Origin of the sequence: Hoylesella buccalis ATCC 35310, assembly GCF_000177075.1 — a bacterium.
GTDB classification, from domain to species: domain Bacteria; phylum Bacteroidota; class Bacteroidia; order Bacteroidales; family Bacteroidaceae; genus Prevotella; species Prevotella buccalis.
The window spans coordinates 48970-67861 of the sequence record NZ_ADEG01000042.1; the positions used below are offsets into that span (position 1 = coordinate 48970).

General features: G+C 43.9%; 15 protein-coding genes. 10 read left to right on the forward strand and 5 right to left on the reverse strand.

Annotated elements, in window-relative coordinates:
* Positions 1-16: 16 nt before the first annotated feature.
* The 5 genes from HMPREF0650_RS04595 to HMPREF0650_RS13035 form a co-directional block, all read right to left on the reverse strand.
* A complete protein-coding gene (locus HMPREF0650_RS04595) occupies positions 17-3487 on the reverse strand; it encodes a hypothetical protein (protein ID WP_004348704.1) in 3471 nt (1156 codons plus the stop codon).
* A 30-nt stretch (positions 3488-3517) separates the two neighbouring features.
* Positions 3518-5002 (reverse strand): hypothetical protein, encoded by a 1485-nt coding sequence (locus HMPREF0650_RS04600; RefSeq protein ID WP_211205574.1) that lies wholly within the window; start codon positions 5000-5002, stop codon positions 3518-3520.
* 105 nt (positions 5003-5107) lie between these two features.
* Positions 5108-5554, reverse strand: coding sequence for a hypothetical protein (locus HMPREF0650_RS04605; RefSeq protein ID WP_004348706.1), 447 nt, complete (start codon positions 5552-5554; stop codon positions 5108-5110).
* Positions 5555-5621: 67 nt separating this feature from the next.
* Positions 5622-7115 carry a DUF2059 domain-containing protein gene (locus HMPREF0650_RS04610; protein WP_004348707.1) on the reverse strand — a complete coding sequence of 498 codons (1494 nt, stop codon included), beginning with the start codon at positions 7113-7115 and terminating at the stop codon, positions 5622-5624.
* A 325-nt stretch (positions 7116-7440) separates the two neighbouring features.
* Complete coding sequence (locus HMPREF0650_RS13035) at positions 7441-7578, reverse strand: hypothetical protein (RefSeq protein ID WP_155813575.1); 138 nt, start codon at positions 7576-7578, stop codon at positions 7441-7443.
* Between the two features lie 544 nt (positions 7579-8122).
* On the opposite strand from HMPREF0650_RS13035, the gene HMPREF0650_RS04615 reads away from it, so the two are divergent.
* The 10 genes from HMPREF0650_RS04615 to HMPREF0650_RS04660 all read left to right on the forward strand — a co-directional run.
* Positions 8123-9352, forward strand: coding sequence for a site-specific integrase (locus tag HMPREF0650_RS04615; RefSeq protein ID WP_004348708.1), 1230 nt, complete (start codon positions 8123-8125; stop codon positions 9350-9352).
* A gap of 51 nt (positions 9353-9403) precedes the next feature.
* Positions 9404-10699: a site-specific integrase gene (locus HMPREF0650_RS04620; protein ID WP_004348710.1), complete on the forward strand. Its 1296-nt coding sequence runs from the start codon at positions 9404-9406 to the stop codon at positions 10697-10699.
* On the forward strand, positions 10696-11112 hold the full coding sequence (locus HMPREF0650_RS04625; RefSeq protein WP_004348712.1) for a hypothetical protein: 417 nt from the start codon (positions 10696-10698) through the stop codon (positions 11110-11112). Before HMPREF0650_RS04620 ends, HMPREF0650_RS04625 begins: the two co-directional genes overlap by 4 nt.
* Positions 11113-11422: 310 nt before the next feature.
* On the forward strand, positions 11423-12064 hold the full coding sequence (locus HMPREF0650_RS04630) for a DUF6088 family protein (protein ID WP_004348713.1): 642 nt from the start codon (positions 11423-11425) through the stop codon (positions 12062-12064).
* Positions 12042-13079, forward strand: coding sequence for a nucleotidyl transferase AbiEii/AbiGii toxin family protein (locus HMPREF0650_RS04635; RefSeq protein WP_004348715.1), 1038 nt, complete (start codon positions 12042-12044; stop codon positions 13077-13079). The genes HMPREF0650_RS04630 and HMPREF0650_RS04635 overlap by 23 nt, the downstream gene beginning before the upstream one ends.
* A 232-nt stretch (positions 13080-13311) precedes the next feature.
* Positions 13312-15024: a sigma-70 family RNA polymerase sigma factor gene (locus tag HMPREF0650_RS04640; RefSeq protein ID WP_004348716.1), complete on the forward strand. Its 1713-nt coding sequence runs from the start codon at positions 13312-13314 to the stop codon at positions 15022-15024.
* A gap of 93 nt (positions 15025-15117) precedes the next feature.
* Entirely contained in the window at positions 15118-16185 is a 1068-nt protein-coding gene (locus HMPREF0650_RS04645; RefSeq protein WP_004348717.1) for a radical SAM/SPASM domain-containing protein, read from the forward strand.
* Between the two features lie 3 nt (positions 16186-16188).
* Positions 16189-17268 carry a Gfo/Idh/MocA family protein gene (locus HMPREF0650_RS04650; RefSeq protein ID WP_004348719.1) on the forward strand — a complete coding sequence of 360 codons (1080 nt, stop codon included), beginning with the start codon at positions 16189-16191 and terminating at the stop codon, positions 17266-17268.
* A gap of 23 nt (positions 17269-17291) precedes the next feature.
* Positions 17292-17819, forward strand: coding sequence for a hypothetical protein (locus HMPREF0650_RS04655; protein WP_004348720.1), 528 nt, complete (start codon positions 17292-17294; stop codon positions 17817-17819).
* 681 nt (positions 17820-18500) lie between these two features.
* Positions 18501-18892, forward strand: a 392-nt coding sequence (locus HMPREF0650_RS04660) for a hypothetical protein (protein ID WP_004348722.1), incomplete at its 3' end; no start/stop codon positions are given.

Consider the following 18892-nt stretch of genomic DNA (forward strand, 5'->3'; position numbering starts at 1 on the left):
TTACCTTCCCACGTTTTTATAGGTTCTCAATCAAGTTATCTCGAATGCTGCCAATAATCGGATAGAAGAACAAGGTGTCCTCAATGGGGTCACTGCCGTTCTTGTCATCTTGATTCTTGTTAACGAAGTTCCAGCCATTCACCAAGTGATGCATCAAGTCTTTGTTAACCAATTGCTTAAACATTTGCAGACTATGGTTGTCAACCAACAACCGGTCTACCACATGAATGTCCTCGCAGAGCTGGCAGAAGAAGTCATTGAACTGGCGCACCTGCTCAACGATGGCGGCGCAAACCTCCTCCTTGTCCATGTCTTCGTAGCGCAGCGTTTCCTGACTGAGCATAGTGTAGTTGTATTTGACGGAGCTGTCAAAGCTGTCCAACAGTCGGTTCAATTGGTGAACATGTTCGCAACCGGTACTGTCAGCCACTTGCATCAAGGCGCCTCGGCAGGTAATTTGTTTTGGTTCTTTCTTCTCCATGACGATGCTGAAGCCGTCCTCATCGTACCGTTGGCCATACACTCGCTCAATAACCGTCTGTGCAATGAGGTCAAGGTCGCGCTGCGTGCCAACGATGTCCAGCACCTTTGAACCCGTACCAGAGAACATGATGCTGCGAGGCATGTCGAGATTGCGGTGCTTCATCATCTTGGCCACATAGTAAATGAGCGTCACGAAGAAGTAAATAAAGATGATTTTGCGCTGTCCGTCTTCGTTAAGTCGCATGTTGTAAGAGAAGACATCGTTGTCGCCAACCACCTTATTATTAATCACTGAGAACAAGAATGCGTTAATATCTTCAGACTTACGCTTGGCCGTGATGTCGTCCAAGATGCCGTTCAACTCGCCATATTTGTCATCGTCGGCATCAAACAAGCGTTTGAAATAATCGACATATTTCACGAGCATGGGGTTGGTATCGCCGTGAGGAACATCGGAGAAGCCGTCACCGAAGAGTACGTTGGCGGCAAACCTGAACGACGTGAGGATGGTGGGTTGCTGTGCATTGCTCGCATATACCACCACATCGCTGGATCCACCACCGATGTCAATGCTGGCAACGGTGCTGGCTGCGCCTTTAAACTGACTTGAACTTTTGTAGAAATAATATGGAGCCACGCTCTCGGGCATCTGTATCAGATTGTCCTCTGTCACGGGGATGCCAAAGACTTCACTGAAAGTTTTGGCCCACATCTCGCCCAATTTGCGCACGTTGCCCACCTTCATGGACAGCGGATAGAACCAAACTAAGCGCGTCTTGGCCATATCACCGTTCTCTAAGAACACCTTGGTGCGCATCAACAAGGCCAGCTCCATCAAGTAAGCGCGCACCCGTTTGCTGTTAGCCACCTCGGTAGACCATTTCAGGTTGGGCACAATTCGGTTGCCATAGCCGATAGACTCCTTCTCATAAATAAAGGGAATGTTGGCATCGCCCAATGCCACAATTCGGTCGACATTGATGGCATCAAGGCGTTCACACTCTGACAAGACGGTACGTTGTGGGAATCCATAGTTCTCACCGATGACCTTCGGCAGGAACTCCTGCTTCATAATCACGTCATACAGAATGCTCTCTCCGTTATACGAAGTGGCCAACAGCCGTTCGCGAGCAGAGGCACTGACACCCAAAGGCTCGGGCATGTCGCCGTTTTTCATCGACTCAACGTGCGTATTGGTCGTACCAAAATCGACTGAGAACGTAAAGGCCTCGTTGCCTTGGACGTGCGCCGGCCATCGAGGACACAGCACTCCTTCGGCCGCCAGGTTGCCATGATCGTCAGTAAGGGTGACGTTGAGGTAGTCGAAATCATCCTGCAAGCGATAATATTTGGAACCAACTCGCTTCTCAGCCTTTAAAGATCGGTCGCGCACGACCACGTCATCAGGGTTCATCCCATTGCGATAGCCGTCATGATAGAATGACAAATCAATGCGGAAGTTCTCCAACATACCCAGCGCACGGTCAACCAATTGCACGTTATATTGTTTCAATCCCGGCGTTCGCATGAACGGGAAAATGCTCAATGCGAACGGTACGGTGACGAAATAGCCGTGGTCGTTTGTCCTGTCATAAGCCAAATCAACATTTCGACTCGACACATAGGTGCGCTGTAGCGTGATGTAATGACGCTCTTTCTGCACGGGAATGCGCAACGTAGCGGTCAATGTTTCGACATTTCCCCGCATGCCATGCGTCATTTCGAAACGCGGTCGGCCATTGATGGTGCCCCACAAGTCACTGACGTTGAAATACTTGAAGTAAAGAGGTTTCAAGGGTAAGATGAAATTGTGGTCATCGGCATCGCGCGTTGCATTGGTGAGATTGCCGTCAAAGAAGCAATCACGGTCGAGGGTATAATCGAGTTTAATCAACGCAGGTTGGAAAAAATCATCGTCAGTCAGCCACGGATACTGATGCGTGGTGGCAGGTAAGATACGCTTTTCCGGCTCTACTGCGTAATCTTCCGGTTTGATTACAGTGTTGTCATCCCATGTTCCGGTGATATAAGTGAAGGTGTCTGTCTGTGTTGCATTGAGATGATTCTGCAACACCAGCGGCACGATGCCATCGACAGGTCGTGAGGGTTTCATCCTAAAGTCACTGGCTGCAATGGCCGCCTGAACGTCTTCAGGACGGGCACCGTAGAACGGAACGCCCAACGCTTGTACGCCTTCTTCCATCTGCATGAAGTTGGTTTCGAGGAAAGAGTGTGCCCGGTCAGCGTTAGCCAGATCCATAGCGGCAGGATTTCCTATCTCTTTCAGGATATCATTCTGCAGCGCAGCGGGCAACAAAGGCAGATTGGCGATGAGGTAACTGTTCACCTCACCGCAACGACGCTTCAACTCTGGGTAGGCTGTGAACAAGGCATAGATGTACTTGACGAAACGTTCGCTGCGCATATACAGCGGGCGCCACAGGCTAAAGAGCTGCACATTCTGCTCTACGGGGATGTCGCAGAGCCCTTCTTGCGCATTGGGTGATGCCATGAAGAGCGTGATTGGCGAGGTAGAACCAATGACCTGGTTGCCATAAACCAAGAAATACAAGCGATCCAACTGGTCGAAATTGAAGGCTTCTTGGTCTTGATGCAAGAACATCTCGATGGTTTCGCCCAACAAACGATGCTGTGGTGAGTCTTTCAACTTCTCCAACTCGGTGGCTCGGTTCCATTCCACAATCTGCAATTGATTGCGCAATTCAGCGTAATTAAAGAACAATTGGGCAATGTCCAGCGCATTGGAAACCAACTTCTCGTCCATCGCTTCGCCTTGCAGACGGGCATTCATGGACAGTCGTTTGAAAGCGTTCTTCACCAAATCCATCTGCGCGAACGGTGAAGGAATGGCCGTACGAGGCTGTTGTGACAATCCCGCATTGGGATCAGCGATCATCTCTATCTCGTCAGCGTTGTATTGACTGCTCAACGGAATCCAATCTTCGCCGGATGTTTTCTTATTATAGGATAATATCTTTGACATGAATTGACTTTGTATTTACGTTCAACGATGCTAAACCACTGAGTTGTATTTCTCTTCAACCAGCTTGTCCAGCGTCTCATCCAACAGGTTCATCAGCTTGTAAGCCACACGGTCGGTGCCGTATTTCTGCGTCTTGACAGCCTGCTGACTCATTTTGTTGAGGGAAGAAAGCAAAGACTTATAATCGATGGTTGACTTGAACAAGCCGCTCTTGGGCGCAATGCCGTTCAACGCATCAGACAGCTTGTCGGTTGTCAGATGGAAGGGTTCGAAGCTGCGCTGATTGAGTTTCAGTTCCTTCAACCAGGTAAGATAAGCCACATAGAAATCGCTTGTCAGGGTGTGGAAGAAACTTGTGGAGAGGAAACCGCTGGTTATTTCTGGTTTGTCCTCAGTGTAACCGCGTCCCACATCGCTCTTCAATTGATGGGTGATGTACAGATATGCCAAGTGAAACTTCGCCAACTGTTTGTTCACATGCAGGCGTGTTGACGTACCAAAGTCTTTCAGTGACAGGGTCATCTTATCGTTGGCCAACCCATATTCTTTATAGATGGGGTTCACGGCGTTGCCGTTATCCGTGAGCAACTGGTCGTCAGGAATCTGAAGAAAATCAAGAACTGCCAGCGCACCCACATATTCCACGACATGTGCATCGTTGCGCTGTCCGTTGCCACCCGGGTCGTTGAAGTAAGGATTGCTGGGTATTTCGTCACCCAGATAATAGCAAGCGTTTACTTTCGACATGGGCAAGTCTACCCCATTCTGCCGAATTCCCGTAAGGTTGTCATGATAATAGAACAAGGCCGACTTGGTTTTTGAAATGAAATCGGCCCGCGAAATCGGACTGTTCTCATCTTGTTGGATGTTGAAATAAGGCAACACGGTGAGCGCACCAATCCTGGCATCGCGCAAATCGCCACGGTTGTTGATTTGGATGTTATTGCCGGCATTACGAATGTTCTTCACGATGATGGGATAGCCGGCGGCTCCCGTTCCGCCAAAAATACTGCTGACGACAAAGATGCGGTCGTTCTTTTGAAACACATTGGAGAACTGCTTGAACTCTTCCGAATCCTTAAACTGGTTCAATGCGACCGACCCTATGTTGGGTGATCCCACAAAACCGATGTCCATCTTGGTATCAAGTTGATCCTTGGAAAACATCATTGAGCACAGGGCTTGATTGCCTGTATCCAACGTGGAATAAGAGATGAAATCGCTGAACTTCTTCGATGCGATGGAACCCATGTTGAAGAGGAACGTGTCACTCAGGTTGCTGCCATTGGGCAAGATGTCACTCAGGGTAGATATCTTGACCGAAAAGAAGCCTTTGGTCACGTCCACACGGTCGCCATACAGTGCTTGTCGTATCTGCTTATACCACCGCAACAGGTTGCTGGTGCGCTTGAGGTCCTCGTTGGCCTTGTGGGGATCCACGATGATAGGCACCACTTCGAGCGGCATGGGCTGTCCCGCTTCGTCCAAAGGATGAATGCCAGCAGCAAACTGCATGATGAGTGGTCGCATGACACGCGAACCTGTTCCGCCCACTAAAAATAAAAATAGTCTCACTATGGTAATGTTCTGATGATTCTTGATAATGCAATGTTCACCACCCTACTCTGGGATTGGCGTGTGTCGGCAGTTGGATGACCACCAACGAATGGAGAAACTGGCAATGACAAACAGCACGGCTGTCACTGCAACGTCAACCAAACAGAAGCTGAAGAGCTGCGCACTGAAATCGAGTCCATCGGCCGAAAAGACACCACTGGGATAGGTGTAGTTGATGACAGGTGCCACAATCATGGCAGCAATCAGCACGATGAGCCAATGATACCACCGGGAGAAGCTCACCGAGTTGATGACATAATAGTATATACCAGCGAAAACCCAGGCTATCAAAGCTGTCACAATGGCTACAATGAAATAAAGGTTGGCCGAATACATCTCATTAGAGAACTCTCTTTCATAGAACAGTGACTCAAACAAAGATGTGGCAAAAATGATGAACAGCAGGGTAATCACGACGCCTGCCAGCAACAATATCGTATTTTTTTTCATAACGTGGTTCTATCGTCATGCCGCACAAAGGCTGCAACCAAGCCGGTTAGCACTCGTGCGAGGCATGCTATTTGCTAAACTTCAATTCCATTTCAAAATAATAAGGCTCCCCATCCGAATTCTTCCGGTAGCTGTTGTAAATGCCTTGCAGCAGATATTTCAACCCGAAGGTAGTGCTGCCGTCCACCTTGGTGTCGTTGTCATTCGACGAAGCCTCAATCCATTGAGGCAGCCTGTTGAGCAACTTGATTTCAACTTCCTGATCATGTTTCAGCTCGTTCGCAGACAACACGAACAGATGGGTGGCCGATTGGATGTATTTTCTTTCAGCCGGCGTGACGTCCGACTTGGTGATAGGACGAATCTCTTTGATAGTAACCGCATCGTCAGCGTCAACCACATAGTTGTTCACGTCCGTGAGATATTCGTCCGCAATGAGCATCTTGCTCAGGTCTACCGCCAACACCAGTCTGATATCTCCACTGTTGCGATCCTGCTTAAGGCCTTCCAACTTCGTCACCTGTGTACCCTGTCCGCGTTCGGGTTGGAACCTTCCGCGTATCTGGGGATGACTCAACAGCAAAGAATAATAAGGTTCGTACACGTCATCTGTTTCAAAGAGATACATGTTCTCATAGCCCCGCAGTCGAGACAGCTGGGCAAATGCCTCATAGTTCTCGTCTTGCGTCAGTCGGGCAATGTTCTCATTGTTGCCCACTATCACGATGTAATAGGGTCGTTTGCCATTGTAAGCCAGCCCTTTGCCGGGTGAATCGTATGGATAATACAGGCCGTTATACGAACCCATCATCTTCACAATGAGCATTGACTTCTTCTTCACCTCACTCTTGAAAACCGAGTTGGTCATGCCTTGCGCTTCAGCAAACACCTTCTGTGGATTGACACCCGACATGTCCTTGGTAGAATAAATCATGTCGGTCACCAAGATACTCAGCTCATCATCCTTGGTATTGTTGAGGATTTTGTCGAAGATGGCACCGAAATCAGTGAAGCTCGGGTCACCAATTCCTTTGGTAGCCTCGAAGATGTTGCTGTCTTTCACAAACTGGTCGACCCCCTTGGGATAGGCGTTTATCGAGTTGTTAACCACATAAATCTTATGATCTGCGTTGTTTCCCGGCAGGTTGTTCAGCATCTGAACAATGGCTGCCTTGAACGAACCGTCACCGGCTGGCGAGTCGTAAGCGATCATCGAGCCCGAACGCTCAAGGTAAAAATTCACTTTGAGCGGCTCAACCGCCATGCCCGAGAAGTCGATTTTCTTGGCATCACGGCGATGATTGAAAAATTCTTCAATGTATTCGCGCACCTCATCTGCGTCAAGTTTTCCCCCATCATAGAACTCTGGGAAGTTTGCTTTCTGCCCATCCAAATAGTTTTCAAGGGTCATCCAGTCATCGTGGTCGATGGTATGATCTGTTCCCGCCAGCTCCATGAGCAGATGATTCAAATCTTTTTTAGCCCTGTTGCCACAGCTGCTCGCAAAGAAGGCAATGAGCATCAAAGCGACTAAAAAAGGGTTTCCAAATATTTTTTTCATTCCATTAAGACGTTTTATGGGCCGAGATAGTTGCAATGCCCTACCGCTGAGCCGATAAGCATGAACGATTTTGATACATCAGATAGCCAACCGCACAGCCAACCATGCAACGAAGCTAATTGACTGTCTTTGTTTTCGTTTCGCTCTCTATCTTTTGCAAAGATAGTGCGAGCCGAATACAAAGGAAGTTTACTTACTTTGTTAAGGCGAAGCCTATCTTATGCAAAGATAGTGCGAGCCGAAGACAAAGGAAATTCACTTACTTTGTTGAAGCGAAGCCTATCCCTTGCAAAGATAATGTAAAGCGGTGGGAACGACAAATAAATTAAGTCTTTTTTGCCGTTCCCAAGCCCTTGGTTGACTCTACATAGGTCATGTCGCCATGGTATGCCATCCCGAATGTAGGTAAACTTTCATCAAAGCCTGTTTGAAAAGACACGGCGCACATAGGATTCATCATCATGAAACGTTGTTGGAGATGAGCAACTCACAACCGTCAATGATGATGAATTTTCTTGACATCGAACCTCTTCATAGCTGGCGTATTTGCGAACAACGATGCATCTTGCAGCAAATATGCCAAGCACTTGATTCTTTTGTATGCGGCTGATAAACAACGTATTACACTTTTCCCATGTCGTTTATGGCCTATTTTCAACTTCTTTTTTCGTTAAAAGCATTGAGTTAGGAGTTCAATATGCATGCTTTTACCTTGCAACTAATCAATGAAAATGAAGAAATATCGAAGTTGGTGTAAACAGACTGATAATGAGCAGAAAACGGAATAATTTGCATAGAAGTGCTCTTTTCAAAAAGAGTTATAATATGCAGATTTAGGCAGAAGTTCAGTTACCAGAGCGTTACCCGAATTCGTCATAGGTAACGATGGAGCAATGTTCGGTAACTGAATTATTTTCGCTCGTGTGGCTGTTGCTACGGTCGGCAGTTTTCTGCATAAGTGATGAACGCTTTGAAATTGGTATTTTTGCCACAAAATATCAAAGCGTATGAAAACAGAAAAAATGAAGGTGTTGCTCTACCTCAAAAAGAGCGGACTGGACAAGTCGGGCAAGGCACCGATTATGGGGCGGATAACCATCGGACGTTCTATCGCGCAGTTCAGTTGCAAGCTCTCCTGCAATCCTGACTTGTGGAATCCCCGTGAGAGCAGAATGGACGGAAAAAGTCGTGAGGCGGTGGAAGTGAATGGCAGGTTGGAGAACTTGCTGCTGTCCATCCAGTCAGCCTATCAGTCTTTGCTTGCAAGAGGTTGTCCATTTGACGCAACCGATGTGAAGGAACAGTTTCAAGGAAGTGTGCAGACACGGTGCATGCTCATCGAAAGGCTTGATATGCTCATCAAAGAGAAAGAAAGTCATATCGGTGTAGACATCAGAAAAGAGTCAATAGCCAGCTATCACTCCACGAGAATCCACTTGCAGGAGTTCATCCAAAAGAAGTATAAGGTTTCTGATTTAGCCTTCTCACAACTAACAGAGAACTTCATCCATGAGTTTCAGCAGTACTTCTTGGGGGAGTGTGGATTTCAGGAAAGCTCATTCTACAATGTTGCCACCCATTTGAAAACGGTATGCAGGCTGGCTTACCGTGAGGGGTTGGCAGACATCCTACTTTTCGACAAAGTCAAAATCAGCAAGGGTAACAAGAAACTCCCCAAAGCACTTGACAGAGGGGCATTTGAGAAGTTAAAGACTCTCCACTTTGAGGACTTGGAGGAGGAAATGGAAACGGCAAGGGATATTTTCCTCTTTGCCTGTTATACGGGTGCTGCATATTGTGATTTGATGGAACTGGACAAGTCCCATCTTGTGCGTGATGACGAGGGTAGCCTTTGGCTGAAGTTCAACCGCCAAAAAACAGGTGTGCCTTGTCGTGTCAAACTGCTGCCCGAAGCCATACGGCTGATGGAGAAGCTCCACAGCGATGAAAGGGAAACATTGCTCCCTTTCATGGGATATGCTACTTACCAATCTTATTTGAAAGCCCTGCGGCTTCGTGCAGGCATCTCGTTTCCTTTTACCACACATACGGCAAGGCACACATTTGCCACGCTCATCACGCTTGAACAAGGTGTACCCATTGAGACCGTGAGTAAGATGCTGGGGCATTCCAACGTGAGCATGACCGAGCGTTATGCAAAGGTAACACCGCAGAAACTCTTTGAGGAATTTGACCGTTTCCTTTCTTTCACTGAAGATATGCAGTTAACAATCTGATTCCTATTTTTTCTATCTTATCATTACTTATAAATCAAGACTACCAAGACAATGAGAAGTACATTCAAGATACTATTTTATATCAACAGACAGAAGACCAAGGCAGATGGCAATACCGCCATTCTCTGCCGTATCACCATCGACGGAAAGAATACAGCCATTACCACGGGCGAAGAGTGCCAGCCCTCTGAGTGGAACACCAAGCAGGGGTTGACAACCAACAGGAAGACCAATCAAAGAATCAATGAGTTCAGGGAATTAGTAGAGAAAACCTATCGGGACATACTGACGAGGGACGGAGTGGTAAGCGTAGAACTTATCAAGAACCGCTTGCAAGGTATTGCCACCAATCCGACCACGCTCCTTGCCATGAGCAGGGCGGAACTCCAAGCAGTCAAGGAAAGTGTAGGCAGATCAAGGGCAGAGGGAACTTACCTGAACCTGTTTTATTCTGACAGAAATCTCCGTGAATTTGTAGAAAACAAAGGAGTGCAGGATATATCCATCGAAACAATTACAGAGGACTTGTTCGAGGAATACCGCTTCTTTCTCAAAAAGCGTGGGCTGAAAGCATCTACCGTCAACAGCAACCTCTGCTGGCTGAGCCGACTGATGTTCCGTGCGGTCAGCAAGAGAATTATCCGCTGTAATCCGTTTGAGAATGCCAAGTTTGAGAAAGAGGAAAAGAAGATACGCTTTCTGCAAAAGAGCGATGTGATGAAACTTATGGCAATGAAGATGAACGACAAGGAAGCGGAGCTGGCAAGACTGATGTTTGTCTTTTCCTGCTTCACAGGCTTGGCTATCTCAGATATGGAGAATTTGGAATACAAGCATATCCAAACGGCAGCGGACGGACAGATGTACATAAGAAAGGAACGTCAGAAGACCAAAGTTGAGTTCATCGTGCCGTTACATCCCATAGCGGAAACCATCATCAGTCATTGCCAGAAAGAGCCGGAAAGAAGCGAGGTACAGCAGACGGTGAAAGAAAAAGGCGACCACCTTGTTTTTCACCGTGATTGCAGCCGCAGTGTCATGGATGCCAAACTGAGTATTGTGGGAAAGGCTTGCGGTATCTGCCAAAGACTTTCCTACCACATGGCAAGACATACATTCGGCACGATGAGCCTAAGCGCAGGAATACCTATTGAGAGCATAGCCAAGATGATGGGACACGCCTCCATATCAAGCACTCAAGTCTATGCGCAGGTAACGGACAGGAAGATATCAGAGGATATGGACAGGCTCATTGCCAAGCAATCAGCAAAAGAAAAGGAAACTTCGGAGAGAGAGGCTTGTGAATCTTCGGATATTGTAACCTGTAAAATGGAGGAATCGGCATGAAGACAAACAACAACCTAAAAATAAGAACAAACACTGCCAATCAGCGTAGTTATTTTGATTGGGGCAGCAAAATGCAAGTCATTCGCAAAGGAAACGGAGAGATAGCCATGACAGAGAGTGAACTTGTGAGTTTTTTTGGGGTAACATGGAGGAAACTCAACCATAGGCTTCAGACAATTATGATATCTTCCAACCTGCATCCCGAAGAAAGAGTTGCTGACGAGGAAGAAGTCGTTATCAATGGACCGCTCAAAGGCTATGCACCGCTCTATCCGCTTTCTATCATCATCGCTCTGTCCTTTCTGTTAGACAACACGGAAGCGCATTTGTTCAGAAAGTACATCTGTCAGAAGCTGCAGAAACCAGCATCCATAATAACACCGATATTCCTGATAGGCAACATGGATAACTGATGGTAATACGCTTTTTTCTTTCACTGATTATATCTTACTACATAACTACAATAGGGTATAATACGGTGAAAGAAAAAATCTTGTAGCGTAGTTAGTAAGAGAAGCATCCAGTTACTACTTAAAAACTACATACTACTTCTATTGGTAATCTTCCAGTAAGAACACACACTGCTTGCCATTATATTCGTATCACTTGCAAAATGATATTCTGAAATGGAATGGAAATGATCAACCCAAATAAAAATAACTTCAAAGAATTTGGGTGTTTGGAAAATACTCGGTATTTTTGCAAAAATAACCGACTTAATATATGTTAATAAACAAAGAAGAAAAGAAGGTTGTTGATATTCTTAGGAACTGTATTGAAAAAGCAAACACCGGTACTCTGTTTTTTAATAATAGTTTCCCAGAATACGACGACGAGTATGTTGGCAAAATTTTGTCAGATTTTGTCCGGCAGGGATTGTTATTAAGGCTATCTCGTGGTATATACCTAAAAACAAAGGAAACCAAATTCGGTGTTGTTTATCCAACTACCGAGGATATTGCTCGTGCTATTGCAGAAAGAGATAATGCAGAGATTCTCCCTACTGGCAGCACCGCGCTGAATATGCTCGGATTGTCCGAACAAGTTACCATGACCCCTGTTTTTCTCACCAGTGGGTCTGCAAGAAAAATCAAGTGTGGCAATAAAACCATTACGTTCAAAAGAGGAGTGCCCAAGAATTTCGCATTGAAGGGAAAGGTCACACGTCTGTTAGTACAAGCCATGAAAGCTATCGGTGAACGAAACTATAATGGCGAGTGGGAAAGTGCAATCAATGTGATATTGAGTAAATATCCAGAGGACGATACCATGTCGGAAGACTTAAAAGTCATGCCTGCATGGATAAGAAGAAAAATAATAAACATCCTAAACAATAAGAATCATGAGCAGTTGGCAGAATCATAGCATTGATGAGAGGATCTCAATGATACAATCAGTCGCACAAGATCATAATATCGAAGATAATGCGATAGAGAAGGATTGGTGGGTGACAGTAGTCCTCAAGGCTTTGTTCAATACATCTTGTGGGAAATGGCTTCTTTTCAAGGGGGGAACTTCATTGAGTAAAGGATGGAATCTCATCAATCGATTCAGTGAAGATATAGACATTTCCATTGGCAGGAACTTCTTTGGGGACGTCCTTAACTTGCCATTTGCAAAGTGCGAGAACAACAATCAGGTGAAGAAACTAAGAAAAGCATCACGGGATTATATTCATGGGACTCTCTCTTCAGAACTGGATGCAGAACTCCTTAAAATGGGAGTTAAAGGGTATACTATAATGAATGAAACGGTGACAGGGGAACCTCCAAGGCCTATAGACCATGATAGCGACCCGACTATAATATTCGTCAATTATGAGAGCATTTTGCCGTCCAGCATGAGACTTATTGATGCGAGGATTAAAATAGAAATCAGTTGTCTATCTATGTCTGAGCCTAATGAGAAATGCGACATTCACTCTCTTGTCTTCGATAAGTTCCCTGAGGAGGATGATGAAATGACAGCATCTATCAAGACTGTAACGCCATCAAGAACATTTTTGGAGAAGGCACTGCTTCTTAGTGAGGAGCTTCAAAAGGAAGAACCAAGAACATTGCGTATGTCTCGGCATCTCTATGATTTAGATAGATTGATGGACACAGAGTTTGGCCAGAAGTCACTGAACGATGGCAACCTTTATAAGGCTATCGTAGAACATCGTCGTCGTTTCTATCATTTGGGATATGTGGACTATGACAAAGATTATCCGACAAGTATTGATTTTATCCCCCGAAATGAGGTTCTGAAAGCCTATCGTCTGGACTATGAGACAAATATGGTAGATGGATATATATATGGCGAAGCCAAGCCCTTTAAGGAATTGATGAAAAGAATGGAGAAATTACTTCATGACTTCAGACAAATTATAATTCCTTAGATGTGCCATTGACCATCGTTTGTTACAGGTATCAAAATACGCAATCCAATGTTTCCTTTATGACGGGAGGTGAACTTTGCAATAGTGCTCTTGTTGTTGATTATTCGCCCTTAAAAATAGGCCACTAGTCATAAATTTGAGTCTTTTTTCAAGTTTTTCAAAAAAAAGTTTCAAAATTCGTGCAGTCTTTTAGTCACAATCTGCTCCTTTAATAAAAAGGAAAAGTATATCTATGAAAGTAGATGTTGATATAAACGCATGTAAACAGGGAGAACGGAAAGCTCTCGGAAATTTATACAAGGCATATTCCGACAGATTATTGCGGATATGCCAGCATTATGTGACAGACGAAAGCACGGCAAAAGATATTTTGCATGATGCGTTCATCATCATCTTCACCTCCATCAAATCGCTGAAAGACAACTCAAAATTGGAGGGATGGATGATCACCATTGTAAGGAACCTTTCTCTAAGGTACCTGCAAAGCACAGTGAAGGATGACATTCCTCTGTCTAGTCTGGGCACAGAATTTTTGAGCGAAGAAGACGAGGAAGAAAAGAATATAGAACTTGAACTATTGTTGTCGGCAATAGAGTCGTTACCGGAGGGGAACAGGGAGATATTCAAACTCTCGGTTCTGGATGGTCTTTCCCATAAGGAAATTGGAGAACTGCTTGGTATCAATCCTCACAGTTCATCTTCTCAGTTGGTTCGGGCAAAGAAAATGTTGCGGACCATACTGATGAACTATTGGATGCTCTTCTTGCTTCCAATTCTGATACCTGTCTATATCTATTTCGTAACGAAGGACAAAACTGTTGGAACTTCTGAACACAAGCAAACAGCAGTAACCACTCATAAGGAGCAGCCAGGACGGGTTCAAAAAGAATCTGCCTCTCAAAAGATAGTGCAACCAAGATATTCCATCCCATCAAGTATAAGTACCAGTAATAATGATGAACGTGCCTTGGCAGAAATGGCTACCTCTACTGAAAAGATTTCTTCACGGATGATAACAGATAGTGTAGAATCCGAGCAGCAGACTGTAGTTTTCCATGTGGATTCTATACAGAAACAATTGGTTATAAAGGGTATCAGCACCATAGACTCCGTGCTTCGTATTCCACAAATTACCGAAGAAAAAATGATGGCATTGAATGAAAGTATGTCGCCTAGTGTCAGCAATAAGAAGAAATACCCATGGACATTTAAATTCGGCTATTCATCTAATGCCGGAGCAAATGGAGCCATGTCCAATTTGAACTACCTATCAGTAGTAGATTACGCTAACGGTGGGGCTTCGGCCAAATTATATACATGGGATGATTATGTAAATTATTTGGTTCGGAACAATGCACTGATGGATTCTGTCGAGAGGGAAAAAATGTCATGGATAGCACTGAATAATGCAACAGAAGGCAACGCATCCTTAGGTGAGAAGGCGCACCACTACCGCCCCAAAACCTTTAGTTTGTCGCTCAACAAGCAGCTAAGTTCCCATTGGACTTTTGGCACGGGATTGACTTACACAAGAATGAAGTCTGATTTTGAGAGTGAGTTTCATGGTGCGACCTTGTTGAAGACCCAGAAGATTGATTATGTGGGCATACCATTGCAATTGACCTATCGTATATGGAGCAAGGGACGATTCAATGCCTATACGACCGGTGGAGTGACATTCGAGATGCCAGTTCACAGTTCACTTGATAAGAAGTATATCATAACGTCTGACTCGTCCTACACGTTAAAGGGTGACATCAAGCCACGTTATCAGTGGTCTGTGAACTTAGGTATCGGTGTTCAGTATAGGCTATTCAAGCCTTTCAGTCTGTATTTAGAACCTAACATGTTCTATTACTTCTGGAATGGCAGTGACCTTGAAACCTACCGCACAGAGCATCCGTTCATCATAACAGTACCATTTGGATTGCGGCTTACTTGGTAAATGAAATAAATAGATAAAAAAAGTCATAAATATTGTGCAGTCTTTTCGTGGTTTTCTGCTCTTAACAATAAAAGACAAAACTCAAAAGAAAGAATGTACAGTATTTATGACTACATCCACAACGGAATAGTATTTGCCAACAATGTAATACGCAGACGGCATAAGGTACTTACTTCCTTGATGATATATTCCACTACCAACTGCCAGTCACGTTGCAAGCACTGTTCCATTTGGAAGAAACCTACGGAAAATTTAAGATTAGACGACATCATCAAGATAATGAACAGCAAATGTATAACGAAACGCACGACGGTCGGCTTGGAGGGAGGTGAGTTTATCCTTCATCCCGAAGCAGACAAGATATTGGGATGGTTTGACACTCATCATCCTAACTATACGCTGCTGTCTAATTGTCTTGCGGTAAACAAGGTAATTTCTGCTGTAAAAAATCATCACCCCAAGCATCTGTATATTTCACTTGACGGCACCAGAGAAACCTATCTCTATATGCGTGGCAGGGATGGATATGATAAGGTTATCGAAGTTATAGAGGCGTGTAGGGATATTGTTCCTATTTCCTTGATGTTTTGCCTTTCTCCGTGGAACTCGTTTGAGGATATGAAGCATGTCATAGATTGTGCCAAGAAATATAGCATAGACGTGCGTATTGGCATTTACAGCACAATGTCATTCTTTGACACGACCAAGGACTTGATGGAAGCCAATGATGATAATTTCATCCGTCAGATACCTTCATCCATACATCAAACGGATGAAAATTTTGATTTTGTGGCCCTATATGACGAATGGAAGAATAACAGGCTGAAACTGAGGTGCCATAGCATTTTCAGTGAGTTGGTCATCCATTCCAATGGAGATGTCCCGTTGTGCCAGAATTTGGACGTGGTCTTGGGCAACACCCATGAGAACACGCTTCACGAGATATTCAATTCAAAGGAAACCTGTAAGATTCAGTGTCAACATTCCAAAACGTGTAATCAATGCTGGATCAACTATCACCGGAAGTATGATATTATCCTGTTAAGGAATCTGGAGAAAATGTTTCCCAAGCGACTGATAGAATTGTTTTACGGGAAATATCAATGGAGCAGCAACACGCAAATCACCTATAAGGAACATTTCAAGCAAATAACAGCATAAACAATGGGACATATAGACGAAATCATCGGCAGATACAAGAGTGTGCGGAGCATAAGGGAACTGAACCATATCTACACCCAACGGTATGCTCTTGTAGGTCTTGGCAATCATTGTGTCAGTAACCTGTTGCCTGTGATACAATATCTTCAGTTGCCATTGAAATACATCTGTTGCACCTCGGAGAAGAAAGCCGGGCTGATTTCTCAAAAGTACAAGGGAGTAAAAGGTACGACTTCTTTACAAGACATCTTGAATGATGATACGGTTTCGGGAGTCTTTGTGGCTGCTAATCCACATTCGCACTTTCATATAGCAAACGAAGTCATTAAAGCAGGGAAGTCCTTATTCATAGAGAAACCACCGTGTGAGAACGAGAGGGAACTAAAGTCTTTGACCGATACCGTCAAACTTTATGGCTCACAACATGTCGTCGTCGGACTGCAAAGACGTTTTGCCCCTGCCACTCAAATTCTGCAAAAGCGATTGAAAGGTGATGGCAAACGACATTATCATTATCACTATCTTACGGGGCTATACCCAGAGGGTGATGCCATGCTCGACCTGTTTATCCATCCTCTTGACTATGTTACGTTTCTCTTTGGCAAAGCAAAGGTAAAGGCAGCAGAGAAAATGCGCAGTAAGGATGGTGGCCAGACCTTATTCCTTGTGTTGGAGCATCAAAATATAACGGGGATGCTGGAACTATCAACAGATTACTCTTGGCAGAATCCACAGGAACAATTAAGTATCAGTACGGACAAAGGACAGTATATATTGGACAGAATGGAAAGACTTGATTTTTCTCCAAGACACTCTGCAATATGGGGAATCCCTTTGGAAAAGGTCTTCCAAAATAATGCAACCGTTGTCAATCTGTACGGAAGGAATGGTTTTGTACCAATAGTTGGGAATAACCAAATTGTTTCACAAGGATTCTTCTCGGAAATTCAAGCGTTTGCCGATATGGTTGAAAACAGATGCAAGGATAATCATGCCTTTGGCTTGGAAAGTGTTAAGCATGTTTATTCCTTAATGGCAGAAATAAAGAAGTATATGAACATAATTGACGATCACATATTATAATAACTAATTAAATCCAACAAATTATGAAAAGGTACTTTTGTGTATTACAAGCGTTCATCTTCTCGTTGCTGTTTATTGGTTGCAGCAATGAAGATGAGTCTGCTTCAACTCCCACAGTGCAAGCATCGAAAACGGAATTGTTTGCTATAGGAACAGCCCGAATGACAAGAGCCGCTTCAAGCCCCTATCTCTTTACACTTGACAACATCAAGTCTTTCAACGCGCAGACCCGTGAGATTATTTTTCAAGATTTTGAGCCGACAAGTCAGCTCTTTCCCATTTACAGTAATATAGAAATACATTCGTATGGTAAGGTTCTACTCCATATCTCAACGTTTGTGTCATCTTTCAATAGTCAAATCTTCACAGACTTATCATTAGTTTCAGAATCTGGCAAGTTTTATCTGAGTGACTGTTACCCACGCAATATTGAGGACAATAGTCAATATGTTAAAGAGAACAAGGCCATTCAAAAAGCAAAAGAAAAAAGAGCGGCAGAATGGGGAGAGTTTCTCTCAATACTCAAAAAACACGGGAAGTTGATTGAATAGTAAACACTATCCATAAAATGTATGTCTTTATTGCGGATTTCAGCCCTTTTTGATTATCGTATCAAAGAGGGCTATTTTTTTAAGGGGGCATGATATTCTCTAACCACAGTATTTGTTTATTCATTGCCCTTTATACCATTATATTGTATCACGAATAAAAGGGAATATCACTTGGACTTTGTGCACCTTCAGGTATGATATTTTATAGCCATTGCCACTTCATTTCTCCTCATATCCTCCTACAAACCGTCTGATAAAGTTAAATAATTGGTTGGTTGGTCGGTTGCGCTTTGAGGATTCTCGAAATACAGATTTTTTGATTATATTTTTGCAAGCAAGAAACGAGTCATTGACATTTTTCAGTTCAGTGATAATTTTAATTTGTCTAAATTATAAAACATGAATGATCAATTTCTTGCAGGTGATTTATCATGCTTCGTGTTTTTAGGAGGCCTTTCTACTCTCAAATGTCAAGGCAATGGAGCTTTGGCATATAAAATTTATCATTTATGTATAAAGTAGAAAGGGGTATCCATCCTACAACATGACACAAATCATGATTTAGGCTTGGAAAGTGTCAGATACGTTTATTCATTAATAACAGAAATACGTAATAATATAAGCAAGAAATAACTTGTAATTACGTTTATATAAATATCAACATATAAAATCCTTGTAATTATGAAAAAAGTATTTTACAGCCTAATCCTTTTCTGTGGATTATCTGCATGTTCCTCTGAGAAGGTATTTCTTGAGCCATTAAGAATTTATGATGTTGCAAATTCTAATTGTAAGTTAAGCATCTCTCCGACAGATACACGTCCTGACTTCTATGCAGAAAACAATGCTATTCCAACAAAATTAAGTATAGAGTTGGACAAAGACGGTATAGCCCAGTGTCTACTGGAAGATTTGAAAGCCAACTGTTCCGTAAGAAAGATTTATGTGAATATTGCTAATCAAGATAATCAGATAACCCTTATCGTGTACCATAATGTCCTTGATGCACTTGCCGATTGCATTTGCAAATACGATGTTAGTTTTAAGATGAGTAAATTGTCGGCTGGTAATTA